General features: G+C 69.6%; 22 protein-coding genes. 16 read left to right on the forward strand and 6 right to left on the reverse strand.

What is annotated here, in order from left to right; all coding sequences use genetic code 11:
* The first annotated feature begins 5 nt into the window (after positions 1-5).
* The 10 genes from nuoE (at position 6) to QZ271_RS01280 (ending at position 11,911) form a co-directional block, all read left to right on the forward strand.
* Positions 6-629 (forward strand): NADH-quinone oxidoreductase subunit NuoE, encoded by a 624-nt coding sequence (nuoE, locus tag QZ271_RS01235; RefSeq protein WP_291428206.1) that lies wholly within the window; start codon positions 6-8, stop codon positions 627-629.
* On the forward strand, positions 626-1,969 hold the full coding sequence (gene nuoF, locus QZ271_RS01240) for an NADH-quinone oxidoreductase subunit NuoF (protein ID WP_291428207.1): 1,344 nt from the start codon (positions 626-628) through the stop codon (positions 1,967-1,969). Before nuoE ends, nuoF begins: the two co-directional genes overlap by 4 nt.
* A gap of 103 nt (positions 1,970-2,072) precedes the next feature.
* A complete protein-coding gene (gene nuoG / locus QZ271_RS01245) occupies positions 2,073-4,253 on the forward strand; it encodes an NADH-quinone oxidoreductase subunit NuoG (protein ID WP_291428209.1) in 2,181 nt (726 codons plus the stop codon).
* Entirely contained in the window at positions 4,253-5,413 is a 1,161-nt protein-coding gene (gene nuoH / locus QZ271_RS01250; RefSeq protein ID WP_291428211.1) for an NADH-quinone oxidoreductase subunit NuoH, read from the forward strand. The genes nuoG and nuoH overlap by 1 nt, the downstream gene beginning before the upstream one ends.
* Before the next feature lie 90 nt (positions 5,414-5,503).
* Entirely contained in the window at positions 5,504-6,055 is a 552-nt protein-coding gene (gene nuoI / locus QZ271_RS01255; RefSeq protein ID WP_291428213.1) for an NADH-quinone oxidoreductase subunit NuoI, read from the forward strand.
* A gap of 127 nt (positions 6,056-6,182) precedes the next feature.
* A complete protein-coding gene (locus QZ271_RS01260) occupies positions 6,183-6,794 on the forward strand; it encodes an NADH-quinone oxidoreductase subunit J (RefSeq protein WP_291428215.1) in 612 nt (203 codons plus the stop codon).
* Entirely contained in the window at positions 6,794-7,096 is a 303-nt protein-coding gene (gene nuoK, locus QZ271_RS01265) for an NADH-quinone oxidoreductase subunit NuoK (RefSeq protein ID WP_291428217.1), read from the forward strand. Before QZ271_RS01260 ends, nuoK begins: the two co-directional genes overlap by 1 nt.
* A 6-nt stretch (positions 7,097-7,102) precedes the next feature.
* The gene (gene nuoL / locus QZ271_RS01270; RefSeq protein ID WP_291428219.1) at positions 7,103-9,022 is read left to right on the forward strand and encodes an NADH-quinone oxidoreductase subunit L; all 1,920 of its coding nucleotides are present in this window, start codon (positions 7,103-7,105) and stop codon (positions 9,020-9,022) included.
* Positions 9,019-10,461, forward strand: a complete 1,443-nt coding sequence (locus tag QZ271_RS01275) for an NADH-quinone oxidoreductase subunit M (protein WP_291428221.1) — start codon at positions 9,019-9,021, stop codon at positions 10,459-10,461. The genes nuoL and QZ271_RS01275 overlap by 4 nt, the downstream gene beginning before the upstream one ends.
* Position 10,462: 1 nt before the next feature.
* Positions 10,463-11,911: an NADH-quinone oxidoreductase subunit N gene (locus QZ271_RS01280; protein ID WP_291428223.1), complete on the forward strand. Its 1,449-nt coding sequence runs from the start codon at positions 10,463-10,465 to the stop codon at positions 11,909-11,911.
* A gap of 132 nt (positions 11,912-12,043) precedes the next feature.
* On the opposite strand, the gene QZ271_RS01285 is transcribed toward QZ271_RS01280, so the two are convergent.
* Positions 12,044-13,564, reverse strand: a complete 1,521-nt coding sequence (locus QZ271_RS01285; protein WP_291428225.1) for a CHASE2 domain-containing protein — start codon at positions 13,562-13,564, stop codon at positions 12,044-12,046.
* Positions 13,548-15,122: a FecR family protein gene (locus QZ271_RS01290; protein ID WP_291428227.1), complete on the reverse strand. Its 1,575-nt coding sequence runs from the start codon at positions 15,120-15,122 to the stop codon at positions 13,548-13,550. Before QZ271_RS01290 ends, QZ271_RS01285 begins: the two co-directional genes overlap by 17 nt.
* 136 nt (positions 15,123-15,258) lie before the next feature.
* Here QZ271_RS01290 and QZ271_RS01295 point away from each other — a divergent pair, with 136 nt between their 5' ends.
* Positions 15,259-17,151 carry an ABC-F family ATP-binding cassette domain-containing protein gene (locus QZ271_RS01295; RefSeq protein WP_291428229.1) on the forward strand — a complete coding sequence of 631 codons (1,893 nt, stop codon included), beginning with the start codon at positions 15,259-15,261 and terminating at the stop codon, positions 17,149-17,151.
* Positions 17,152-17,223: 72 nt separating this feature from the next.
* Here QZ271_RS01295 and QZ271_RS01300 read toward each other — a convergent pair whose 3' ends face one another.
* Complete coding sequence (locus QZ271_RS01300; protein WP_291428231.1) at positions 17,224-18,444, reverse strand: toxic anion resistance protein; 1,221 nt, start codon at positions 18,442-18,444, stop codon at positions 17,224-17,226.
* Positions 18,445-18,532: 88 nt separating this feature from the next.
* Between QZ271_RS01300 and QZ271_RS01305 the strand changes: the two genes are divergently transcribed.
* The gene (locus QZ271_RS01305; protein ID WP_291428233.1) at positions 18,533-19,102 is read left to right on the forward strand and encodes a GNAT family protein; all 570 of its coding nucleotides are present in this window, start codon (positions 18,533-18,535) and stop codon (positions 19,100-19,102) included.
* 67 nt (positions 19,103-19,169) lie between these two features.
* Here QZ271_RS01305 and QZ271_RS01310 read toward each other — a convergent pair whose 3' ends face one another.
* Positions 19,170-19,796: a BsuPI-related putative proteinase inhibitor gene (locus QZ271_RS01310; protein ID WP_291428235.1), complete on the reverse strand. Its 627-nt coding sequence runs from the start codon at positions 19,794-19,796 to the stop codon at positions 19,170-19,172.
* Between the two features lie 95 nt (positions 19,797-19,891).
* Positions 19,892-21,370 (reverse strand): serine hydrolase, encoded by a 1,479-nt coding sequence (locus tag QZ271_RS01315; protein WP_291428237.1) that lies wholly within the window; start codon positions 21,368-21,370, stop codon positions 19,892-19,894.
* Positions 21,371-21,601: 231 nt separating this feature from the next.
* Between QZ271_RS01315 and gatC the strand changes: the two genes are divergently transcribed.
* The 4 genes from gatC (at position 21,602) to QZ271_RS01335 (ending at position 24,317) form a co-directional block, all read left to right on the forward strand.
* Entirely contained in the window at positions 21,602-21,895 is a 294-nt protein-coding gene (gatC, locus tag QZ271_RS01320; protein ID WP_291428239.1) for an Asp-tRNA(Asn)/Glu-tRNA(Gln) amidotransferase subunit GatC, read from the forward strand.
* A gap of 70 nt (positions 21,896-21,965) precedes the next feature.
* The gene (serS, locus tag QZ271_RS01325; RefSeq protein WP_291428240.1) at positions 21,966-23,243 is read left to right on the forward strand and encodes a serine--tRNA ligase; all 1,278 of its coding nucleotides are present in this window, start codon (positions 21,966-21,968) and stop codon (positions 23,241-23,243) included.
* A gap of 76 nt (positions 23,244-23,319) precedes the next feature.
* A complete protein-coding gene (locus QZ271_RS01330) occupies positions 23,320-23,847 on the forward strand; it encodes a DinB family protein (protein WP_291428242.1) in 528 nt (175 codons plus the stop codon).
* Positions 23,844-24,317, forward strand: a complete 474-nt coding sequence (locus tag QZ271_RS01335; protein WP_291428244.1) for a hypothetical protein — start codon at positions 23,844-23,846, stop codon at positions 24,315-24,317. Before QZ271_RS01330 ends, QZ271_RS01335 begins: the two co-directional genes overlap by 4 nt.
* A gap of 95 nt (positions 24,318-24,412) precedes the next feature.
* Here QZ271_RS01335 and QZ271_RS01340 read toward each other — a convergent pair whose 3' ends face one another.
* Complete coding sequence (locus QZ271_RS01340) at positions 24,413-24,691, reverse strand: hypothetical protein (protein WP_291428246.1); 279 nt, start codon at positions 24,689-24,691, stop codon at positions 24,413-24,415.
* Positions 24,692-24,762: the final 71 nt, after the last annotated feature.

Here is a 24,762-nt window from a genome sequence, read left to right on the forward strand (position 1 = left end):
TGACCTTGACGTACTTCGAGACTAAACAACCACTGGTGGCGGATATTTTCAGTCGTTACCCGGATTCGCCGCAGGGCCGCCGCTCGGCGCTGATGCCGCTGCTGCGCGAGGTGCAGGACGCCGAAGGGTTCGTCTCCGAATCTCGCATGGCCGAGATCGCCGCGCTGTGCGGCACGACGGCGACCGAGGTGCGCTCGGTCATGAGCTTCTACTCGACCTACCACACGCTCCCCACAGGCAAGTACCACCTGCAGGTGTGCTCCACGCTGATGTGCGCGCTGGCCGGAGCGGACGAGCTGTGGGATCACCTCGTCGAGTCGCTGGACGTGCAGCCGGGCGAGGTCAGTCCGGACGGACGGTTCAGCGTGCAGAAGGTCGAGTGCCTGGGCTCGTGTGGCACGGCCCCGGTGATGCAGATCGGCGACGACGGGTACTACGAGAACGTGGGGCCGGGCAAGTGCGCGCAGATTCTGGAGTCGCTGCGAAACGACCTGCAACCGCTCCCGGACAACCCGGTACCGGTCACGGTGGGCGACGACGGTCGGCAGGTGCTGGCGACCGGGCAGGCGGTCGGTTCGAGCGTGACGGGCCTGCACCGCCTGCCCGGACACGCCGGGGGTGACGCGTGACCGCCACCGCCCCCACGCCGCCCAAGCCGATCACCAGCGCGAAAGACCCGCGCTTCGCGCCGACCCTGTACGCGCACGTCGGGCAGGCAGAAAGCTGGACGCTCGCGTACTACCGCCAGAACGGCGGCTACGAACCCGTGCGGCGGGCCTTCGCGGTGGGCCCGGACGCCGTGATCGACGAGGTCAAGAAATCCGGCCTGCGCGGGCGCGGCGGCGCGGGCTTCGCGACGGGCCTGAAGTGGTCGTTCATGCCCCTCAAGGACGGCAAACCGCACTACGTCATCTGCAACGCGGACGAATCCGAACCCGGCTCCTTCAAGGACCGCTACCTGCTGAGCGAGGACCCGCACCAACTGATCGAGGGCATGATCATCGCCGCGTACGCCATGCGCGCCTCTGTGGGGTACATCTACATCCGCGGTGAGTACGTGCACGCCGCCGAGCGCATCTGGGCCGCCATTCACGAGGCCCGCACGGCCGGGCTGCTGGGCCAGAACATCCTGGGCAGCGGCTTTGACTTCCAGCTGTACGTGCACCGGGGCGCCGGGGCGTACATCTGCGGCGAGGAAACGGCCCTGATGAACTCGCTGGAGGGGCTGCGCGCCAACCCGCGCCTCAAGCCTCCCTTTCCGGCGGCGGCGGGCCTGTACGGACTGCCCACCACCATCAACAACGTCGAGACCTTCTGCGCCGCCACGCAGATCCTCCGCTACGGCGCGGACTGGCACGCGGGCATGGGCACCGAGAAGAGCCGGGGCATGAAACTCTTCCAGGTGTCAGGCCCGGTCGCGCGGCCCGGCGTGTACGAACTGCCGCTGGGCACCACCTTCCGCGAACTGATCTACGACTGGGCGGGCGGCCCGCTCGAAGAGATGAAAGCCATCATTCCCGGCGGCAGCAGCTGCCCCATGCTCCCCTGGACCGACGCCACGCTCGACACGCCCATGGACTACGAGTCGGTGGCCGCTGCGGGCAGCATGCTCGGCACCGGCGGCGTGACCCTGATCCCCCAGGCAGACTGCATCGTGAACGCCACCTGGAACCTCGTGCGCTTCTACGGCCACGAAAGCTGCGGTAAATGCACGCCCTGCCGCGAGGGCATCAGCTCCTGGATGACCCGCATGTACCAGAAACTCGCCACCGGACGCGGGCAGCCCGGCGACGTGCAACTGATCCTGGACATGAGCGACAACATCGGGGGCCGCTCCTTCTGCGCGCTGGCCGACGCCTGCCTGGGCCCGGTCCTGAGCTCCATCAAGCTGTTCCGCGAGGAATACGACGCGCTGGCCACCACCCAGCAGCCGCTGTACCCGGCGCGGCGGCGCTGGCGGGACCGCTGATGGCGCGGATCAAGAGAGGACGGCTGAGGGAACGGCCGGGTTGTGGTGCGTGCTTCATCATTCATCACCCTTCATCCATCACCGCCTGCCGGGAGGTGCGAAAATGAAAGTCACTGTAGACGGAACCGAGATCGACCTGCCCGCCGGAACATCCGCCATAGATGCGGTGTTCTCGGCGGGTGGGGACGTGCCGTACTTCTGCGCGCACAAGTATTTAAGTCCGGTGGGGGCGTGCCGCATGTGCCTCGTGGAATCCGGGTCGCCGCGCAGGAACCCGGACGGGTCGTTCGTGATGGAAGGGGAGGGGGACGCGGCCACGCCAAAAGTGTTCTGGTTCCCCAAACCCATGGCGTCGTGCACCATGCAGGCGACCGAGGGCATGCACATCCGCAGCGCGAAAACCAGCCAGGTCGTGGCGAAGGCGCAGGCGGGCATGATGGAATTCACTCTGCTGAACCACCCGCTGGACTGCCCCACCTGCGACAAGGGCGGCGCGTGCGAGTTGCAGGACCGCGCCTTCGAGTACGGGTACGGCGCGAGCCGCTTCGGGTTTGACCGGCGGCACGCGGACAAGCACTATCCGCTGTCTGATTTCGTGATTCTGGATCAGGAGCGCTGCATTCACTGCAAGCGCTGCGTGCGCTACTTCGAGGAGGTGCCGGGCCAGGAGGTGCTGGACTTTATCGAGCGGGGCGGGCACACCTTCATCGACACGCAGGAGGGCGGGCTGCCCACGGGCTTTTCGGGGAACATCACGGACATCTGCCCGGTGGGGGCGCTGCTGGACAACGTGGCGCGCTTCCGGGGCCGCAACTGGGAGTACGACCACACACCCACCACCTGCACGCTGTGCCCGGTCGGGTGCTCCATCACGGTAGACGCCCGCAACGGCCGCCTGGAACGCATCGTGGCGCGCGAGAACCGGGACGTGAACGAGGCGTGGATCTGCGACGCGGGCCGCTTTGGTCACGTGTTCGCCAGCGAGGAGCGCCTGACCACACCCCTGATCCGCGACGAGGACGGGCAACTGGTCGCGGCCACCTGGGACGCCGCCATCGACGCCATGAAGCGCGGCTTCTCGGGCATGCGCACGGCGGACGTGGCGCTGTACCTGGGCGCCGACAGCACGCTGGAGGAAGGCGCGGCCCTGGAAGCCCTGGCCGCCGCGACGGGTACCCGCAGCGTGGATCACGCCCCCCGCTACGAGGTGAGTGTCACGGCGCCGCAGGCGACCCTGACGGACGTGGCGACTGCCGACGCCATCGTGGTGATCGGCGCGGACCTGGGCGAGGAAGCGCCCGTGCTGGAACTACGGATCCTGGAGGCGCTGCGCGGCGGCCTGATCCCGCCGGAGTTCGCGCACGGAACGGCCATCGCGGACCTGCGTCTCGTGGAACGCCCTGCCCGGCGGCCCGAGCGGCTGGCCGTGATCGGCCGGGAAAGCCGCCTGTGGGCGCACGCCGGGCACCGCGTCAGCGCGGACAGCCAGGGCGCCCTGGCCCGCCTGACCCACCCGGACACCGATGAACTCAGGGCCGTCGTGGCCCTGCTCGACGGCGCCGAGCGGCCCGTGATCATCCTGGGCGCGGACGTTCTGAGCGGCGCGGGCGGGTCGTTCAGCGCGAACCTGACGGACCTCGCCTCGCGCACCGGCGCCAGGGTCATCGCCATTCCGGCCGCCGCGAACAGCCGCGGCCTGGCGGCGCTGAACCTCGTGCCGCGCGCGGGCGGCCTGCCGGTCTGGCGGGCACAGGAGGCGCCGGCGGCGTTCATCAGCCGCCTGGACCCCGGCGTGCGCGCTGCCGGATTCACGGTCGTGCACGACACGCACCTGACCGCCACTGCCCGACTGGCGGACGTGGTCCTGCCCGCCGTCACGAACTACGAGAAGCGCGGCACCGTGCAGAACCTCGAAGGCCGCCTGCTGCCCCTGCACCCGGCCGCCATTCAGAGCGGCGAGTCCGCCGACCTGATCCGCACCCTGAGCGCCCTGGCCGAGGCGCTGGGGGTCAAGGCCCCCGCGCGCGGGCTGCGCGGCGCACAGGCACTCCTGGCCGACCACCTGGGCCTGGACCTGAGCGACCTGCCCGCACGCGGCGCGCTGCACACCTTCCGCCGGACCTTCGCGGGTCCCGCCGCGCCGCACACGCCCACGCTCTGGACGGAGCGCATGCACGCCCGCCCGCTCAGCTGGGTGGACCGCATCGAGGAACTCGTGCATAGCGACTGGCAACTGCCCGGAGCGCCCGCCGCGCCGCCCGCCCGCGCCGGGGGGAGCGACTGATGCCGGACCTGATCGCCGCGCTGCTGATCTCGCTGCTCAAGGCCGTGCTGGTCGTCCTGGGCCTGCTGACCACCTTCGCGTACATGACCCTGATCGAGCGGCGCCTGCTGGGCCGCATGCAGATCCGCCACGGTCCGAACCGCGTGGGTCCCATGGGCCTGCTGCAACCCGCCGCCGACGCCATCAAGAGCATCTTCAAGGAAGACCTGACCGTCACGCTGGCCGACAAACTCGTGTACACCCTGGCGCCCATCGTCGCCATCGGCATGGCCCTGACCGCCTTCGGCGGGATTCCGGCTGGCCCGGCCGGGAGCCTGTTCGGTGAGAACCCCTGGGTGTACAACCTGGACGCCGGGATCCTGGCGCTGCTGGCCCTGACCTCCATGGGCGTGTACGGCATCTTCCTGGGCGGCTGGGCGTCGGGCAGCAAGTACCCCATGCTGGGCGCGCTGCGGTCGAGCGCGCAGATGATCAGCTACGAACTCGGCATGGGCCTAAGCATCCTGGGCCTGCTGATGCTGGTCGGCACGACCTCCTTCCACGGCATCGTGGGCTGGCAGGCGCAGAACGGCGTGCTGATCCTGTTCCAGTCGCTGGGCTTCGCGCTGTTCCTGATCTCGTCGTTCGCGGAAACCAACCGCACGCCGTTCGACCTGCCGGAAGCCGAGCAGGAGATCGTCGCCGGGTACCTGACGGAGTACTCCGCGATCAAGTGGGCGCTGTTCCAGATGGCCGAGTACGTGAACATGATCACCGCGTCCGCCGTCATGGCCACCCTGTTCCTCGGCGGCTGGAAAGGCCCGCAATTCCTGAACGCCGTCATTCCCGGCGTGTCCGACTGGCCGCTCGTGTGGCTGATCGCCAAGATCGCGTTCTTTCTGTTCCTGTTCATCTGGGTGCGCGCCACGCTGCCCCGGCTGCGTTACGACCAGCTGATGCGCTTCGGCTGGAAACTGCTGCTGCCGCTGGCCCTGGCGAACACCGTCGTCACCGCCGCGTTTCTGGCGTTCCGCGGGTCCGGCGGCCTGTGGTTCCTGGGCGTCTTGAGCCTCGCCGGTCTGCTGGCCCTGCTGCTCATGAGCGACCGCGTGCGCGTCCTGTGGAACCGGCCCACCGTGCGCCGCCCCGAGAGCGAAGCCGTCCGCGCCGGAGGCGACTGATGAGGGGCTGCGCGGTGCTGGAGCCGCAGTCTGCTTTTCACCCACTGCCCACTTTCCACTCCCCACTTCCCACTCACAAAGGAGCCACACATGGGCGTTCTTGAGATTGCCAAGGGCATGGGCGTCACGCTGGGGAAACTGTTCCAGAAGCCCGTGACCGTCAGTTACCCCGAACAACGCGCCACACTGCAACCCCGCTTCCGGGGGCGGCACGTCCTGACCCGGCACCCCGGCCAGCGCCCCGGCGAACTGGGCCTGGAAAAATGCATCGGCTGCTCGCTGTGCGCCGCCGCCTGCCCCGCCTACGCCATCTACGTGGAGGCCGCCGAGAACGACCCGGCCAACCCCACCGCGCCCGGCGAACGCTACGCGAAGGTGTACGAGATCAACATGCTGCGCTGCATCTTCTGCGGCATGTGCGAGGAAGCCTGCCCGACCGGCGCGGTCGTCATGGGCAACGAGTTCGAGATGGCCGACTACCGCGCCGGTGACTTCGTGTACGCCAAGGAAGACATGCTCGTTGGCGTGACCGGAAGCCTCCCGCAGCGCCGCGAGGCCGCCCGGAGCGGGAAACCCGTGCGCCTGGGCTTCCAGCTTGAGGGGCCGCCCCGCGCGGAACTGGAAGGAGTGAAGTACCCGTGACAAGGAAAGAACGTGAACAGTTGACGGTTGATGGTCGGTGGCAGGTGACCCGTGACTGCCGTGCGCCCCTGGTCTGTGGTCCAACACCCATCACCCATCACCCAGCAACACCCCGCAGGGGCCGCCCATGATGCTGGCGTTCATCCTGCTGGGCGCGCTGGCGATCGTGGGCGGCGTGATCACGATTGCCGCCAGGAACGCGGTGCACGCGTCGCTGGGGCTGGTGGGCACGCTGCTGTGCGTGGCGGGCCTGTTCGCCACGCTGAACGCGTCGTTCCTGGCGGCCACGCAGGTGATCGTGTACGCGGGCGCGGTGATGGTGCTGTTCCTGTTCGTGATCATGCTCCTGAACGCCAACCAGCCGGTCACGTCGCGCGACCCGGTGCCGTACGTGCGGGAACTCGCCGGGATCGGCGGGACACTCCTGGCGGGGGCGTTCGTGGTGCTGGCCTTCACCTATCAAGATCCCCGCCCGCTGGCCGAGGGGGCCGGGGCACTCCGGGGCGGGACGGCCCTGGTGATGGGGGAGACGTTGCTCACCCGCTTCCTGCTGCCCTTCGAGGCCGTCAGCATCCTGCTGCTCGTGGCGATCGTGGGCGCCGTGGCGCTCGTGCAGCGCCCCGCAGCGCAGCCCGACGGCGTGCCGGATGAACTGGAAGAAGACGTGGGGGCGCCCCAGGAGCGGCGGCAGGTGCCGCGCCCGGCCGCCCTGAGCAGTGAAGGGGAGGTGCGTGCCTGATGGTTCCTACCACGTCGTATCTGGCCCTGTCGGGCGTCTTGTTCGCGCTGGGCATGGTGGGCGTCCTGACGCGGCGCACGGCGATCATGGTGTTCCTGTCCGTGGAACTCATGCTGAACGCCGCGAACCTCGCGCTGGTGGCGTTCGCGCGGTCGTGGGGCGACCCGACCGGTCAGACGGCCGTGTTCATCGTGATGACGCTGGCCGCCGCCGAGGTGGCGATCGGTCTGGCGATCATCGTCGCCATCTTCCGCAAGCGCGAGACCACCAACGTGGACGACCTCGCGGCGTTGAAAGGCTGAGTGGTCATGGATAGTCTTCCTCTGTACCTGCTGCCCCTGCTGCCCCTGCTGGGCTTCGCGGTCCTGATGACGCTGCCCCGCCTGCTGCCCGGCAAGACCGGCGGCTGGCTGGCGACGGGTCTGGTCGGCGCGGCGTTCGCCCTGGCCGTCCTCCGTTACCTGAACCAGGGCGCGCCCGCCCACGAGGTGCTGTGGACGTGGCTGCCGAATATGGCGCTGAACGCCAACCTGTCGGTGGGATTCTGGCTGGATCAACTGTCGGCCCTGATGGCCCTGATCATCACGGGTGTGGGCTTCCTGATTCACCTGTACTCGATCTCGTACATGGGCCACGATCCGAAATTCACGCGCTTTTTCGCGTTCCTGAACTTCTTCGTGGCCATGATGCTGATCCTGGTGCTGGCCGACTCGTACCCGCTGATGTTCGTCGGGTGGGAGGGCGTGGGCATGGCGTCGTACCTGCTCATCGGCTTCTGGTTTAGTGGCCGCGGCAGCGGGTCCAGTGACGCTCAGGAGCGTGCCGCCAGCGACGCCGAGGCGGTCAGCAACTCCAACGCGGCGCGCAAGGCGTTCATCATGAACCGCGTCGGGGACCTGGGCTTCATGCTGGGCATGTTCCTGCTGTTCAAGCTGTACGGCACCCTGTCGATCCCCGAACTGGCCGAGCGGGTCGAGGGCGCGCAGGTCGCGCAGGCGGGCATCGAACTGGCGTGCCTGTTCCTGCTCGTCGGCGCGGTCGGCAAGAGCGGCCAGTTGCCCCTGACCACCTGGCTGCCGGACGCCATGGCGGGCCCCACGCCCGTCTCGGCGCTGATCCACGCGGCGACCATGGTCACGGCCGGCGTGTACCTCGTGGCGCGCAGTCACTTCCTGTACGACCTGGCCCCGAACGCCAGCACATGGGTCGCGTGGGTGGGCGGCCTGACCGCCCTGTACGGCGCGCTGTCCGCCCTGAACCAGTCGGACATCAAGAAGATCCTGGCGTACTCCACGGTGTCACAGCTGGGCTACATGTTCATGGCGGTCGGCCTGCACGCGTACTCGGCCGGGGTGTTCCACCTGCTCACGCACGCGTTCTTCAAGGCGCTGCTGTTTCTCGCGGCGGGCGCCGTGATCCATGCGCTGCACGACGAGCAGGATGTCCGCCGGATGGGCGGCCTGCATCAATTCATGCCGTTCACGCACCTCGTGTCCGTGGCGGGCGTGCTGGCCATTGCCGGAATCCCCGTCTGGAGCGGCTTCTTTTCCAAGGACGCCATCCTGGCCGCCGCGTACGAGCAGAACCTCGCGCTGTACCTGATCGGGCTGGGCGTGGCGCTGCTCACCGCGTTCTACATGGGCCGCTGGTACTTCCTGGTGTGGCGCGGCGCGTACCGTGGGCACGGCCAACCGCACGAGGCGGACACCCTGACGAAGATCCCGCTGGGCATCCTGGCGGCGCTGGCGACCCTGGCGGGCTTCCTGAACATCCCCACCTTCCTGGGCGGCGGGCACGCCTTCGACACGTACCTGGGCCGCGCCGTCCCGCTGCACGCGCACGAGATCGCGGCCAGCACCGAGTGGCGCCTGACCGTCCTCGCCGTCCTGGCGGGCGTACTGGGCCTGGGCTGGGCGTTCCTGGCGCACCGCCGGAATGCGCTGGCCTCCGGCCCACTGGGTGAACTCAGCCGCAACAGCCTGTACCTCGACGCGCTGTACGACGGTGTGGTCGGCCATCCCAGCCGCGCCGTCGCGGGCGGCCTGGACACCCTGGACCGGGCCACCGACGACGCCCTGAGCGCCGTTGGCCGCAACGCCAGCGCTCCCGGCGGGCTGTTCACGCTGTGGCAGAGCGGCTTCGTGCGCGCCTACGCCGTCAGCATGCTGCTCGGCACGGCCGGGATCATCGGCTACTGGGCCCTCAAGACCATTGGAAGTGGCACATGACCTTCACCGACTGGCTTCCCACCCTCATGATCTTCCTGCCCCTGGCGGGCAGTCTGCTGCTGCTGGTCACTCCGAAACGCTTCCGCGATGAGGTCGCGGGCTTCATGGCCGCCCTGACGCTCGGCGCGGGCCTCGCCATCTGGCGGGGCGGCGGCTCCGAACTGTTCCGCTGGGACTGGATTCCGCCGCTGGGCATCACGTACTCGGTGCAGCTGGGCGGCGTGAGCCTCGCGCTGGCGCTCGTCACGGCGCTGATGTCCTTCATCGCGATCCTGTACGCCGCGCGCCGCATTCCCAATCCGGGGCCGATGCTGTCGCTGATCCTGGCGATGGAAACGGGCCTGATCGGCATCTTCGCCGCGCAGGACCTGATGCTGTTCTACGTGTTCTTCGAGGACGCCCTGATCCCTGCGCTGCTGATGCTGGCCATCTACGGCAAGTCCGGGCGCATGGCGGCCCTCGTAAAATTCGCGGCTTACACGCTGTTCGGCAGTCTGCTGATGCTGGTCAGCATCATCGGCGTGCGCTACATCGGCGGCAGTCCCACCTTCGCCATGACCGACCTGAAACAGAACCTCGTGCAGGGCCCCGCCCAGACCTGGCTGTACCTGGGCTTCCTGGCCGCCATGGCCGTCAAGTTGCCGCTGTGGCCGCTACACGCGTGGCTGCCGGACTTTCACGAGCAGAACCACGACAGCGGCATTCCCGACGTGATGGGCACCCTGTACAAGGTCGGCGGCTACGGCCTGTTCACCTTCGCCATTCCGCTGTTCCCGGACGCCAGCCTGGAACTGCGCCCCATCCTGATGGGTCTCGCGGCGTTCACGGCGCTGTACGCCGCGTGGATCGCCTTCGGCCAGACCGACTGGAAACGCCTGCTGGCCTACGCGGGCCTGAGCCACATGGGCTTCGTGGCGCTCGGCGTGTTTTCCCTGAACGAGACGGCCGTGATCGGCGCGATGTACCTGCTGGCCTTCCAGAACCTGTACACCGGCGCGCTGTTCCTGTCGGTCGGCATGCTTCAGGAACGCACCGGCAGCCTCGATACCCGCGTGGGCGGCGTGATGACCCAGGCGGGCGCGCTGGGCGGCCTGACCATGGCCCTGTGGTTCGCCAGTATCGCCGTGCCGGGCATGGCCGGTTTCATCGGGGAATTCAGCATCCTGCTCGGCGCGTACCAGGTGTTCCCCTGGCTGGCGTTCATCGCCGGCATCACCACCATCGCCGCCGCCGCGTACGCCCTGAGCGCCTTCCAGACGACCTTCTGGCAGGCCCGGCCCGCCGGGGGGCTGCGCGTGCCGGATCTGGTGCACACCGAGTGGCTGATCCTGGGCCTGCCGCTGGCCGTGGCCGTGCTGTTCGGCGTGTACTCCGCGCCCGCCCTGAACCTCATGCAGCCCGCCGTGCGCGCCGTCCTGACCGCCCTGGGAGGCAACTGACATGCTCCAGCCACCCGACGTGTCCCTGACGCCACTGCTGCCGGTCCTGATCGTGCTGGCCGGGGCGCTGTCCAGCACCCTGCTGGGCTTCTGGCTGGGCCGCCGCACCCTGACCTTCATTAACCTGGCCGCCACGCTGCTGTCGGCCCTGAGCCTGGGCACGCTCTGGAACCGGGGCGTCAGCTCGTTCGGCGGTAGTTTGCAGGCCGACAACGCCGCGCTGCTGCTGGCCTTCGTGATCCTGACCGGCGCCCTCATGACGCTGCTCGTCACGCTGGACACCGCCTGGCGCGCCCGCGTGTCCTTCCCGGAATTCGACGCGATGCTCATGTACGCCGTGACCGGCTGCCTGCTGATCGCCTTTTCCGGCGACCTGATCGTCATGCTGATCGGCCTGGAAATCATGAGCCTCAGCGGCTACGTGCTGGCCACCCTGCAAGGCTCACGCCGCGCCGAGGAAAGCGGCCTGAAGTACTTCCTGCTCGGCGCGGCCGGCAGCGCCGTCCTGATCTACGGCATCGCCTTCGTGTACGGCGCGACCGGGAGCCTCAACTACGCCGCCATTGCCGCCAAGGCCAGCGTCCTGGCGCCCGAGAACACCGGCATTCTGGTCGGCGGGGCGCTGCTGCTGCTGTGCGGGTTCGCCTTCAAGGTCGCCCTGGCCCCCTTCCACCAGTGGACGCCCGACGTGTACGGCGGCGCGCCCACCAGCGTCAGCCTGTTCCTGAGTACCGTCGTGAAGGTCGCCGCGTTCGCCGGGATGCTCCGCGTCTTCGGCGGCGCACTGGCCGACGCGCCCGGCTGGCACGCCGTGCTTCAGGTCCTGATCGCCGCGACCCTGATTGTCGGGAACCTCGCCGCGCTGCGGCAACTTAACTTCAAACGCATGCTGGCCTACTCGGCCGTCGCGCACACCGGCTTCCTGGCCATGGCCCTGCTCGGCACGCCGCAGGCGGGCGGCGCGGCCCTCACGTACTCCCTGCTGGTGTACACCCTGATGACCGCCGCCGCGCTGGCCATCCTCGCGGCCCTGCAACGGAGCGAGGAAGGCGTGAGCGTCTCCGACCTGCGCGGCCTGTACCACCGCCACCCGGCCTATGCAGCCGCGCTGGCCGTGTGCCTCGCCTCGCTGGCGGGCCTGCCCCCCTTCGCCGGGTTCTTCAGCAAGTACCTGGTGTTCCAGGCGGCCTTCCAGAACGGCTACGAGTGGCTGAGCGTCCTGGCCGCCCTGAGCAGCGTCGCCGCGCTGGTGTACTACCTGCGCCCCGCCATGCTGATGTTCATGCCCGACCGCACCCCCGCCCGCGAGTACGCCCACGGGCAGCGCGCCCCCACCACCCTGACCGTGACGCTCGGCGTGGTCGGCGTCACCGCCCTGGGGCTCCTGCCCAACATCTGGTACAGCTGGGTCGCCAACCCCGCCATCTGGACACTGCTCGTCGGGCCGTGAGGGGACAGTAGGCAGCGGGGAGTGGGCCGGGCACTGCCGTTCGCCCCGCTTCCGGAACCCGGAGAGATTCACCCATGAAAATGGCCCGCCTCTGCGTCGCAGACAGCGGGCCACTTCCCATTGCCTGTCCGTTCAGCCGCGCTGTTCGCGCTCGTACTTGGCCCGGTAGCGGCTGCGGCTGGCCGCCTCGACCAGATCGGCGGGCGTCTGCATGTCGGGGCCGGTGCGGGCCGCGCCGATGCTGACACGGAGCGGCACGTCATGGTACCTGAGTTCCTGCACGGCGTCCTCGATGCGCTGCGTGGTGGCGGTCATGTCCTGCACGCTGGCACCTTCAAGCAGCACCGCGAATTCGTCGGGACCCCAGCGGAACAGCAGGTCGCTGCGGCGCTTGTGTTGCAGGATGCGCCCCGAGAGGTCACTGAGCAGTTCGTCGCCCGCGTGCAGGCCGTAGACTTCGTTGACCTTGCGTAAACCGCTCAGGTCCACCAGCAGCAGGCCCAGCGGGCGGGCAGCGCGGGCGGCCCAGCGCCCTTCGAGCGCGCGGGTGAAGGCCACGCGGTTGCCAAAGCCCGTCAGGGGGTCGCGCATGCTGAGGTTGCGCAGGTTCCACCAGCGTTCCAGGGCCACCAGGGCCGTGCCCAGGATCGCGGCGAGCGAGAGGGTCACGCCGGGCAGCAGGATGTTGTCCACCCACAGGCGAGCGGCGAGGGCCAGCATCAGCAGGGCCAGCGCGAACCCCCACACGCCGCGCGCCAGGACGGCACTGACGGCGGCCGTGACGGCCAGCAGCGCGGTCAGCCACGTGGGCAGGCGCGTGAAGGGTGGGCTCAGGAGGCTGGACACGGCGCGGGCCTGCATGACGACCCCCGGCACGACCTGCCCGGTCACGTCGCGCAGGATGACGTTGCTGGTGCCGCTGGCGGTCAGGCCGATCAGGACGATCTTGCCCTGAATGTCGCCGTAGCGGACGTTGCCGTTCACAACGTCCCGGAACGGAATGACGGGCAGGCGGTCCTGGCTGGGGGCGCTGTAACGCAGCAGTTGCGCCTGGGTGTCCAGCGGCACGTTGCGTCCGGCGGCGACAGCCAGTTGCTGCGCGAAACTGGGGTGCAGCGCGGCGCTGGCCTGCGCGGCGGTGCTGTCCGTGACCGGGCGGGCGTTCCCCTTCCCCTCCGGCAGGCCCGGGTACCCGGTCTGGAAGGTGCGGACCACGCCGTCCGGGCTGACGTTCAGGGCGCTGACGCCGGTGGGGGAGAGCCAGTCGGGGCTGGCCAACTGGCGGCTCTCGCCGGGGGCGGTGGCCAGCACCACGTTCGGCCGGCTGAACGCGTCGGCGAGGCGGCTGTCGTTCCGGGCAGGGTCGCTGAACAGCACATCGATGCCGATGGCGGTCGCGCCCGCCTGCTCCAGCGTTCCGAGGGCCTGCGCGTACAGCTCGCGGGGCCAGTCGCCGATGCGGCCGTAGTCGCGCAGCGAGGCGTCATCGATGCCGACCAACACGACCCGCTGCTCTGGAGCTCCGGGCAGGGCGCGGTTCAGGGCGTCCCACAGGCGGACGTTGTCCGGCAGGATGAAGGTCAGCAGCAGCGCCAGGATCGCCGCCACCGGGACGGTGTACAGCGCCAGCGAGCGGTCAGGGGATCTCAACATGGCGTTCGTTGCCTGCCTCGTCTGTGGCGTTCAGGGTGACCGGGCTGCCCGGAGTGGCCAGCGGCAGCGTCCACTGGAAGTCCGGGTGGCCGGCCGTGACCGTGCGGGTGTACGTCACACCGTTCACGGTGACCCGCAGCGTCACGCGGTTGCTGGGGGCGCTGCGGGTCGTGAGGGTCAGGCTGGCGTCCTGCACGCGGCCCGTGAGGATCAGCGCGCGTCCCTCCCGGCGGCCCTGCACGGTCACGGTCGGCGCGGTCCGGTCGATGATCAGCGTCACCCGGCGCGTCAGGGTCTGCGAGTAGCGGGTGGCGGTGACGGTCACGCGGTGCGGGCCTTCCGTCAGGGTGTCTTCCGGGCGGTCCAGACGGAACACACCGTCCTTGCCGCCCAGCGTCATGGTGCGCCCGGCGACGCTGGCCTGCACCGCTGCGTCCGGCAGGCTGCGCGCCAGCAGCGTCAGGTGCTGCACCTGCACCTTCCCGGACGGCAGGTCCAGCGTGAGCGGCCGGGCGCGTTCGGCGTCCAGCGCCTGATTGAAGCGGTCCAGCGCGTCAAGGCGCAACGCCTCCACGCCCCCCGCCTGGGCGCGCTGCTGCCCGGCACTGACGGACTGGTCGTCCGCGCCGGGCAGCGCCACCTGCCCCTCGAAGACCTTCACGGTCCCGCTCGCATCCACCCGGAAGACTGTGCCGCGCACGGCCGTGCTGATGACCGGGGTGTCCAGCCGGTAGCCGCCCTGGCCCTTTTCCACGACGTTCCAGGCGGTGCCGCGCACGAGTTTCAGCAGAATCTCGCGGCCCCGGTCGGTGCGTTCCACGGCCAGCACCCTGAGTTCGCTCTGCTCGTTCAGGCGCAGGTACCCGCCGCCCGTGAAGCCCACCTCGGCCCAGGCGCCGGCGGCGGTGTTCAGGGTCACGCCGGAGTCCAGTGTGTCCCCGATAACGGCCACGCGGCTCTGCCCGGCGCGGTCCACGCGCACCTGCCCGCGTGTCGCCTCGATGGTCGCGTCGCCCAGCCCCCGGTACTGCGAGGCGTACCAGGGGTCCTCCTCGCCGAAAGCCGTGACCTTGGCGCTGTCCAGGTCCATCTGCTGCCCGGCGCGCACAGTCACGACCCGGCCGTTCAGGCTCAGGCGCGCCTGCCCCTGCAAGACGGCCACGCGGCGGTTTGCCCTGCCGCTCAGGTCCACCCGCATCTGCCCAGCGTCTTCCATGACGACGTGTGCGCCCTGCACGTGCACGGCAACCGGCCCGTACAGGAAGAATCGGCCGTCGAGCAGCTCCGCCTCGTTCAGGAGCCGGCGCACCCGTGACGCGCTGCCCACCACGATCTGCCCGGCCCCGAACTTCAGTTGGGCGCGGCCCGTGCCGGTGCGCAGTGACGTGCTCAACTCGGTGCCCGGCACGCCCCCCGCCACCCAGGCGCCCGAAGCGTCCAGCAGTTCCACACGGCCCTGCGCCAGGGCCAGACGCGGCGTGGTCGTGACGGCGGCCAGCTGGGTACGGGCGTTCTGCGCGGTGGCCCCGGCTGCCGGAACGAACGCAGGGCCACCCAAAAGGAGCAGAGCGGTCAGGGGAGCGACCCGGAGGTTTACACGGAGCTTAAGCACTCCTGGGTGGGCCGTCACCTTCATCACGTCATAGTTTACGGGAAAAATCCGACAATTTCGTGACACGCGTATACTGCGGGGCGTGCTTGTTGCCGCCGTGGACGCCAGTAAGGAGTACGGTCCGCTGACCGTGCTGAGTGAAGTGAATTTCGCCGTGCAGCCGGGCGACCGGGTGGGTCTGGTCGGCCGCAACGGTGCCGGGAAAAGCACGCTGCTGGGGCTCCTGACCGGGCGGCTTACCCCCGATGGGGGCACTGTGAAACGCGCGCCTGGCGTGCGGGTCCGTTCGCTGCAACAGGATCCGGTGTTCCCGGACCGCGCGACCATCGACAGCGTCCTGAACGCCGCCTTCCAGGACCTCGATGAACTGGAAGCCGAACTGAGCGCTGCCGCCGCCGCCATGAGCAGCGGCACGCCGGACAGCATCCTGCACCACGAGGCGCTCCTGGAGAACTACCAGCGTCGCGGGGGGTTCGAGCGCCGCAGCCGCAAGGACGCCGTGACCCTGGCCTTCGGGTTCCGGGGGCGTGAGGCTGACCTGGCGTCCAGCCTCAGTGGGGGGGAACGCACCCGGCTGGGCCTTGCGGCGCTGCTGGTCGAGAACCCGGACGTGCTGCTGCTCGACGAGCCCACCAACCACCTGGACATCGTGATGGTCGAGTGGCTCGAGTCCTTCCTGGGCCGGTACCCGGGCGCGGTGCTGGTCATCAGTCACGACCGCACGTTCCTGGACACCGTGACCCGCGAGACCGCGTACCTGCGCGGCGGCACCCTGAAGCTGTACCCCGGGAACTACACCAGGTTCCGTGAACTGCTGGAAGTCGAGCAGGAGCAGCAGGCCGCCCGGCACGCCATCGAGAGCAAGCAGATTGCCAGCCTGCAGGCCAGCGCGGACCGCATGAAGATCTGGGGCCTGGGCATGAGCAAACTGGCGCGGCGGGCCAAGGCCATGCAGGCCCGCGTGGACCGCATGCAAAGCCGCGCGACCACTGCCCCGCCTGCCGACCAGCGCACGGCCCGCATCACCTTCCATGCGCCGGAAAGTGGCGACGTGATCCTGGACGCCCGGCACGTGACGCGCGTGCTGCCCGGCGGGCGCACCCTGTTCCGGGACGTGAACGTGCAGATCCGTCGGGGCGAACGCGTCGCCATCATCGGGCGTAACGGGGCGGGGAAGACCACCTTCCTGCGCACCCTGCTGGGCCTGGAGAAAAGCGACGACCCCCGCACGCGATTGCTGACCGGGGCGCGCGTGACGGTCGGGTACTACGATCAGGCGCTGCGCGGCGTGGACCCGAACGACACGCTGTACGACGTGGCGCGCACCTACACCCAGAAAGACCCCCAGGCGCACGACCTGCTCGGCACGTTCATGTTCCCCTACGACCAGCACGACAAGCAGACCCGGATTCTCTCCGGCGGCGAGCGGGCGCGCCTGGCCCTGCTGAAACTCGCGCAGGAGGACCACAACCTGCTCGTCATGGACGAACCCACCAACCACCTGGATATGGAGATGGTCGAGAGCCTGGAAGCCGCGCTGGAGGACTTTGGCGGCACCCTGATGATGGTCAGCCACGACCGCGCCTTCATCGAGGGTCTGGCCGACCGCATCTGGCTGATCGAGGACGGGCAGTTCTTCGAGTACCCCGGCTGGGAGGACTACAAGGCCAAGCACCGCACGGCCGCCGAACTGGAAGCAGGGGCGCTGGCCGCCGCGCCAAAACCCGCCCCGAGACCCGCCGCGCCGAAAGTGAAGGGCCTGTGGCACCTCAAGCGCGAGGTCGAGGCCATCGAGGCGGACATCGCCCGCCTGGAAGGAGAACTGGAACAGGCGCAGGCCGCCCTGAACGCCGCGCCCGCCGACGCGGACTTCGTGGCGCTGGGGCAGGCCGCCCACGACCTGGAAGTGCAACTGGACGCGAAGATGGCCGCCTGGAGCGAGCGGCAGGCCGAGGTCGAGGAAAGGGGCGGCTGATACAGACCGCCTTCTGGTGCGTTCACACCCCGGCAACACGCCGGGTCGCCAGGTCCACGCCCCCAATCCGGATCAGATTTTCAGTTCGCCCTGCGGCGTGACGTTCAGGTCCTGCGCGAGTTCGCGGGACGCCTGCTGCCGTTCGCGGTCCAGGTACGTCTGCGCCTGCGCGACCTCCTTGTCGAGTACCTGCATGGTGTCCTGGAAGCGTTCCAGCGCCTGCTGACGGTACGAACTGATGGCGTCCAGCGCGCCGTACACATCCCGGAAGGCCGCCTGAATGATCTGCGGGTCCACGGTGGCGCTGCCCGCCTGGCGCTGGATCTCGGTGCTCTGCTGGCGCAGCAGGCTGGCGGTCGAGCCGATCATCTTGCCGGTCGTGTCGTTCAGGGCTGTTACCTGCCCCAGCACGGCCTGCTGCGTGCCAAGGGCCTGCGAGACCATCAGCGCGGTTTTCAGGGCGCTGACGGTGGTGGTCGTGGCGCGGTCCACGCCCTTGATCAGTTCGAGGTTGTTGCGCCGCACGAGGTCGAGCGCCAGGTACCCCTGAATACTGACGGCCAGCTGCGTCAGCAGGTCCGTGACGCGCTGCCGCACGGCGAACAGCAGTTCCTCGCTGACCATGCGGGCCTTGTCGGGGTCGGTGGCCTGTAATTCCTGAAGGCGCTGCGTGAGGGCCTCATCTACGGCCTTCCCGACGTGCGCGTACTGCCGGAGCTTCTGCATGGTGTCCCACAGGTGCACCTTCTCGGTCTCGATGGTGGCGTTGTCGCGCCGCAACTCGTCCTGACCCCGGTACAGGGCTTCCAGGATGCCGTTCAGGTGCGACTGCGCGCTCTGGTACTTGTCCAGTGCGCTTTGCACCTTCTTGCCGCCGGGCAGCAGGCCCAGAAACCGGCGGGGCGTGGCCGCGCGGCTGGGGTCCAGGTCTTCGACCGTGCGGCGCAGGTCCGTCAGGCCGCGCAGGATGTCGCTGCCCTCGGCGAGCGCCCCGACCTTGGTGGCCCGCAGCGGGCGGTCCAGCATGCGGTTGCTGCTCTGCGCGGCGGCCCGCTGTTCGGGCAGGCCGAGTTCATGCACGGCGTCCAGTTTGCGTTTGAATTCCGGGGTGTGTGCCCCGGCGCTCAGCACGTCCTGCGCGAACGCGCGGGCCATCTGGTCAAGCCGCGTGCGGTCCTCGGCGGAGAGCGGCACCATCTCCGGCGCCTCCTGCGCCCGCACGGCCGGGACGGCGTCCGGCGCTTTCAGCAGGGAGTCGGGGGGCGTCAGCGGACCGGAAGTACCATCGCTCATGCCCTAATTACGCACCCCGGACATGAGGAGTTGCATCCGGCAAAAGGCGCGTGCCCCCACACGCCCGGCCGGGGTACGCTGCGCGCCGATGCCCACACAGCCCAAGAACCTGCCGACGCTGACCCTGCGTGACCGCCGCGACGACGACCTGCCCACCCTCTGGCGCTGGCTGCACGCGGAGAGCGACCCGGAATGGAAACGCTGGGACGCCCCGTACTTTCACGCAGACAGCGGGCCGTCCACGCTGTCCCTGACGGACTTCACGGCCCGCGAGCACCGCCGCGCCCCCGACCCGCACGGGCAGATCATCGCGCTCAGCGGCGCGTGCGTCGGGCAGGTCACCCGTTACGAGGAAGCCCCGGCGGGCGGCGGCTGGTGGACACTTGGCGTGCTGATCTTCGACCCCCGGCACTGGGGCGGCGGACTGGGCACGCAGGCGCTGCGGCTGTGGGCCGACGCCACTTTCGCCCAGACAGAGGCGCACGTCCTGACCCTGACCACCTGGAGCGGAAACGAACGCATGGTGCGCGCCGCCGCCCGCACCGGCTTCCGCGAGTGCGCCCGCATCCCGCAGGCCCGCGCCTGGGCCGGGCAGCGCTGGGACAGCGTGAAACTCGCGCAACTGCGAGCCGACTGGGCAGCTGTTCAGGCGCCCTGACAGACCGGCATGAAGCAGCGGGCGGCGTGGGAGGCGGCCCGCTGTTCCGTGATCCGGTGGGGGGCGTTCAGTCTTCCAGCGTGACCGGGTAGTCTGCGGCGACGATGCTCACGCCCGCCCCGTTGAAGTATGCGCGGAGGGTGTACTCTCCGGCAGGCAGGGCCTTGCCGTCCGTGCCCCGGCCGTTCCAGCGGACGTTCTGCACGTCCATGGTCTCGCCGGGCGCGACGCTCGTGACGACCAGTTGCATGGTGCAGATCGTGTTCGTGGGGGTGGCGCGCACGACCTGACCGGCGGCGTTCAGGACCTCGAAACGCACGTCGCAGGCTCCGTGCTGCAACTCGATGGGTGCCTCGCCCTCGTTGGTCAGGTTGAAGGTCCAGAGGGTGTCCTGCCCGCCGCGCAGGCTGGCGGGGCCGCTCAGGGTGGCGCTGTGCGGGGTGGTCAGGGCGGGGTTCAGCGCCGGGGTCAGGGCGGGCCGCGCCGGGCTGACAGGAGCGGGCGTGACAGGTGCGGGCGTGACAGGTGCGGGCGTGGTGGGGGCCGGTGTCGCGGCGCTGCGAGGCGGCAGGCTCGGAATGGTGAAGATGCTCGTCTGGGCCTGGGCGGACAGCGCGCCCATCAGGCCGGTGGACAGCAGGGCGGTGGACAGCAGGGCGGTGGACAGCAGGGCCGTGCGGATGCGGGGCGTCATGCCCTTCACTGTGCGCGGCCCTGCCTGACGCCGCGTGAGGAACCCTGAGCGAACCTTCAGGGAGCGCGTGCTGAGGGCGGTCGAGGGGGCGGGGCTCAGCGCAGCAGACGCAGCGCGCCGCGGTACAACGCCAGGAACTGCGGGTCGTTCAGGGCGCGGGCGTCGTTCCAGGTGGCGCTCACGCAGTACGTGCGGCCCGCCTGCGTGGTCACCTGGGTGGTCAGGTTCAGCACGCCGGGTTCGCTGCCGCCCTTGTAACTGACGCTGCGGAACTGTGTCGGGTCGGCCACGCCGGGATTCAGTTGCGTTTCCTTCAGGGCCGCGACCTCGCCCATCAGGCGGCACAGGCGCTCCGTGCTGGCGAACCATTCCACGTCCCGCGCCAGGGGGCCGCCCGCGAAGATAGAAGCGGCGGGCAGCGGGGCCACGCGCGCCCGCTCCAGCACGGCCCGCCGCGCCGGGACGTTCAGGACGGCGGCGCGGTACTCCGCGAGCAGCGCGGCGTTCGCGGGGTTCTTCAGGGCGAAGGCTTCACGGGTGCCCAGGAAGGGCCACTGACCGAAGCGGGCCTCGACGCCCGCGCGGCCCACGGCGTTCAGGAGCAGGTCCGTGGCGGTGTTGTCACTCTGCGAGATCATGCGCGCCGCGAGGTCCCGCAGGGTGTACCGGCTGCCGGTCGGCGCGTCCTGCAGGGTGCCGCTGGGGAGGCTGCGCTCAGCGTCCGTCAGGGTCAGCTCGTCGGTCCAGGCGCGCTGCCCGGCGCTGACCTGCGCCTGCAACTCGGCCAGGATCGCCAGTTTGAAGGTGGACCCGACCGCCAGCGGCCGCGCGGCGTTCAGGGCGACGAGCGGGGCGCCGCCCTGAACGCCGACCTCCTGCACGACCAGGCTGACCTGTCCGGGCAGCGCGGCAAAGGCGGCGCGCGCCTCGTCGGGGATGGCGAAGGTCACGTCCGGCGAGACGGGCGCGACGACCAGCCCGGTCACGCGGCCCTGGTCGTCCAGCGTGAACTGCGTGACGTTCAGCGGGCCGTTCTCGAAGATCAGGGCAGTGCGGGTCGCGCTGACCTGCACGTCCCGCAGCGGGCCGTACTGGGCGCGCAGGCCGTCCAGGAAAGACCGCAACTGCGCTTCGGGCAGCGCCTCCAGGAAGGACGGGGCGAACAGCGCCGGGTCCAGCGGCCCGCTGAAGATGCGCCTGAGCAGCTCACGCGGCGAGCCGGCCCCGGTCGCGTCCGCGTTCGCCACCCGCGGCATGAAGCGCAGGCCCATAAAACGCCCCTGGTCGTCCAGCGCGGCCTGCACGCCCAGCTGTCCCTTCTCGAACACGGCCACGGTCACGCCGTCCTGTGTTCCGGCGCTCACAAACGCCCCCAGTTGCGCGCGCAGACCGTCCAGGGCCGCCTGAAGCCCCTCGGCGCTCAGGGCCGCCTGAAGGTCCGGGGCCAGCCACGCCGCCTGCACCGGCCCGCTGAACAGCCGCGCCACGGCCTCCGGCACGCCCAGCGGGGCCTGCGCCTGCGCGCACGTCAGTAGCGAGAAGCTCAGCAGGAGAGCCGGACGGGTCGGTCGCACGTCGCCAGGGTACGCCAGGAGACGGGGACGGGAGGCCGCACCTGCCGCCCAGAGCACCTGCCAACCAGAGCATTGGCGACCCAGGGCATTGGCCGCCCAGAGCATTGGCGGCCCAGACCCCTGGCGGCCGAGCGGAGCGAATGAATTTTGACGATCAGGACGGAGAATAGGTGCGTCAGGAGCCTCTTTTGCAGGGGCCGTCATTCGCAGAACTGCTCTATACTTCCGGGCATGATCGACGCGGCCCAGATAGACCACCTCGCGCAGCTTGCCCGGCTGCACCTGACTCCGGAGGAATGCACCGCCATGCAGGCCGACCTGACCCGCGTGCTGGGGTACTTCGACCTGCTGGGCGAGGCGGACACCAGCGGCGTGCAGGAGATGCAGCGCCCGGTCGATCTCGTGAACGTGCTGCGTGACGACGTGCCCGGCGGGGTCTTTCCGCAGGACGCCGTGACCGCCCTGGCTCCCGAGAGCATGCCCGACGGGCACATCCGCGTGCCCCGCACCGTGGACGCCGACTGATGACTGGCAAGGCGCTCAGGGGCGGCCCCTCGCTTGACTTGACGGTGACTGATCGTCTCTGGAGGCTGTGATGCTGGACCTCAAATTCATCCGTGAGAACGCCGGGGCCGTCAAGCACGCCGCGCAGGTCAAGGGCGTGGATATCGACATCGACGACCTGCTGCGCGTGGACCGCGAACTCGTGGAACTCAAGCAGCGCGTGGAAGCCATGCAGGCCGAACGCAACGCCAACGCGAAGCTCGTGCCGAAAGCCGCGCCCGACGAGCGCGCCGCCCTGATCCAGAAAGGCAAGGACCTCGCCGAGGAACTCAGGGGCCTGGAACCCGCCCTGCGCGCCCACGAGGACACCCTGAAGGTCATGCTGCTGCGCGTGCCGAACATCCCGCACGCCTCCGTGCCGGTCGGAAAGGACGACAGCGAGAACGTCGAACTGCGCCGCGAAGGGCAGCTGCCCGGGTTCGACTTCACGCCGCTCGATCACGTGGACCTGCTGGAAAAACAGGGCTGGAGTGACCCGGAACGCGTGGCCCGCGTCTCCGGCAGCCGCAGCTACCTCCTGAAAGGTGAGGCGGTCATGCTGGAGATGGCGGTGCTGACGTTCGCCCTGAACTTCCTGTCCGGGCGGGGCCTTACGCCGCTGTCCACCACCGCCCTGGCCCGGCCCGAGGCGTTCGTGGGCAGCGGGCACTTCCCTGGCGGCGAGGATCAGGTGTACCGGATCGAGGGCGACGAACTGATGCTGGCCGGGACCGCCGAGGTGCCCGTGAATAGCCTGTACGCCGGGGAACAACTGAGCCTGGAGCAGCTACCGATCACGTTCGCCGCGATCAGCGCCGCGTTCCGCAGCGAGGCCGGATCGGCCGGGCGGGACGTGCGCGGCTTGATCCGCGTACACGAGTTCCGCAAGGTCGAGCAGTACGTGCTGTGCGAGGCCAATGAGGCGGTCGCCCTGGAATGGTTCGCGAAGATCCTGGGCAACGCCGAGGCGCTCCTGGCGGCCCTGGAACTCCCGTACCGCGTCGTGCAGAACTGCACGGGCGACATGGGCGCGGGCAAAGTCCTGATGTACGACATCGAAACCTGGGTGCCCAGCGAACAGGTGTACCGCGAGACGCACTCCTGCTCGTACCTGGGCGACTGGCAGGCCCGCCGCACCGGCCTGCGCTACCGCGACGCGGGCGGCAAACTGGTGTACGCGCACACCCTGAACAACACGGGCGTCGCCGCGCCCCGTATCCTGGTACCGCTGCTGGAAAACCACCAGCAGGCTGACGGGACGATCCGCATTCCCGCCGCGCTGCGCCCCTACCTGGGCGGCCGGGAAGTGATCGGCCAGCCCGTACGTTGACCGCGAGGCAGTGAGAGGAAGTGATACGCACCGGGGAAACGGGGTGCCTGCGCGCACCGGACGCTACACTGACGGCATGACACAACCCCTGACGGACCCGGCGGTGCTGGCCGTGATGGGCGCCACGCCCGACGACGTGCGTGCCCGACTGAACAAGGAACTCGACCGCTTCGGGGCTCAGCTGCGCACCCGGCAGGCCGACTGGACCCGCGTGCAACCGGGCCGCGAGTGGAGCCCCGCGCAGGACGCCGAGCACGTGATCCTGATCAACGATTCCATCGCGCGCGGCGTGACGCTGCTGCTCTCGGACCGCGAGTTGCGCCCCACGCCCCGCGCGCCCGGCGAGACCACCCCGGACGGCCGCCGCGTCGCCCCGCCCCACACCCGCCCCAGCGACGCGGGCCTGGCCTGGGAGGACCTGGAGACCCGCTGGGCGCAGAGCCGCGCTGGCCTGGAGCGCGCCGCAGCGGAACTGCGCCCCACGCCGGGCCGCACGCTGTGGCACCCGTTTTTCGGGGAACTGGACGCCATGGACTGGATGCGCATGGTCGCCATTCACCTGAACAACCACCGCAAGCAACTGGAAGCCAGCGCGGCCGCATGAGCGACCCGACAGGCAGCAATTCAGCCGGCAAGAGTCCGGCCAGCAACAGTCCAGCCAGCACCCGCACCGACAAGGGCGTGCGCGGCTTTGAACTGGACATCCATGTGGCGTTCACGCAGCCGCTGCCGGTCACGCAGGCCCGCACGGCCCTGCTGACCCTGGACGGCTTCACCGTGGACCTGTACCGTCCCCACCCGGCCGCGCTGAACGCCCTTGAGTCTGGCGGCGCGGCGGACGAGGTGCCCTCGGCCCGTCTGACCGGCCCCCTGCGCGACCCGGACGCCCTGCGCGCGGGCCTGAGCGCCTTGCTGGGCGGCCCGGCCCGCTACGTGGAGATCGGCGTGCGCGGCTTCCTGCGCAGCGCCGCCGGTCAGACCGAATGGATGCCCTGGAAACGCAACGCCGTGCTTCCCCGCGCGGACGTGGCGCGCGTCACCTTCGAGGAAGGCGTGCGCTTCGTGCTGGAGTGACAGCACCAGCTTTTCCAACCAGTTCCCTTAGCGACTGCGTTTGAAGGGGCCTTGCAGTCCCTTCAATCGGAATCCGTATCAGACAGCAGTCCGGATCAGGCGCTCTGCGGCAGCACCAGCGCGCGGGCTTTCACGCCCGCCTCGCCTGGATGTAGCACCAGGATCAGCAGATTCGTGTCGGGGCGCAGCAGGTACGGCAGGACCGTGTTGTTCAGGGCGTTCAGGGCGCACGCGGCCTCCTGGGAGGGCAGGTCGCGCAGGACCAGCACGGCGCGCGCGGCGGCCACGTCTGTCCAGATGTCCACGCGGCCCAGCTGGTCCTCACCGCTATGGGAGCGGTACTCGAATTCATGGTGGCGTCTGAGTGGATACATGGAAGTGGTGTTCTCCTCTGGTTCGGACGGGGCAATGGGTCAGGAAGGCGGAGTGAACGCAGCGGGAAACG

This window comes from Deinococcus sp., assembly GCF_018260555.1.
Taxonomy (GTDB): domain Bacteria; phylum Deinococcota; class Deinococci; order Deinococcales; family Deinococcaceae; genus Deinococcus.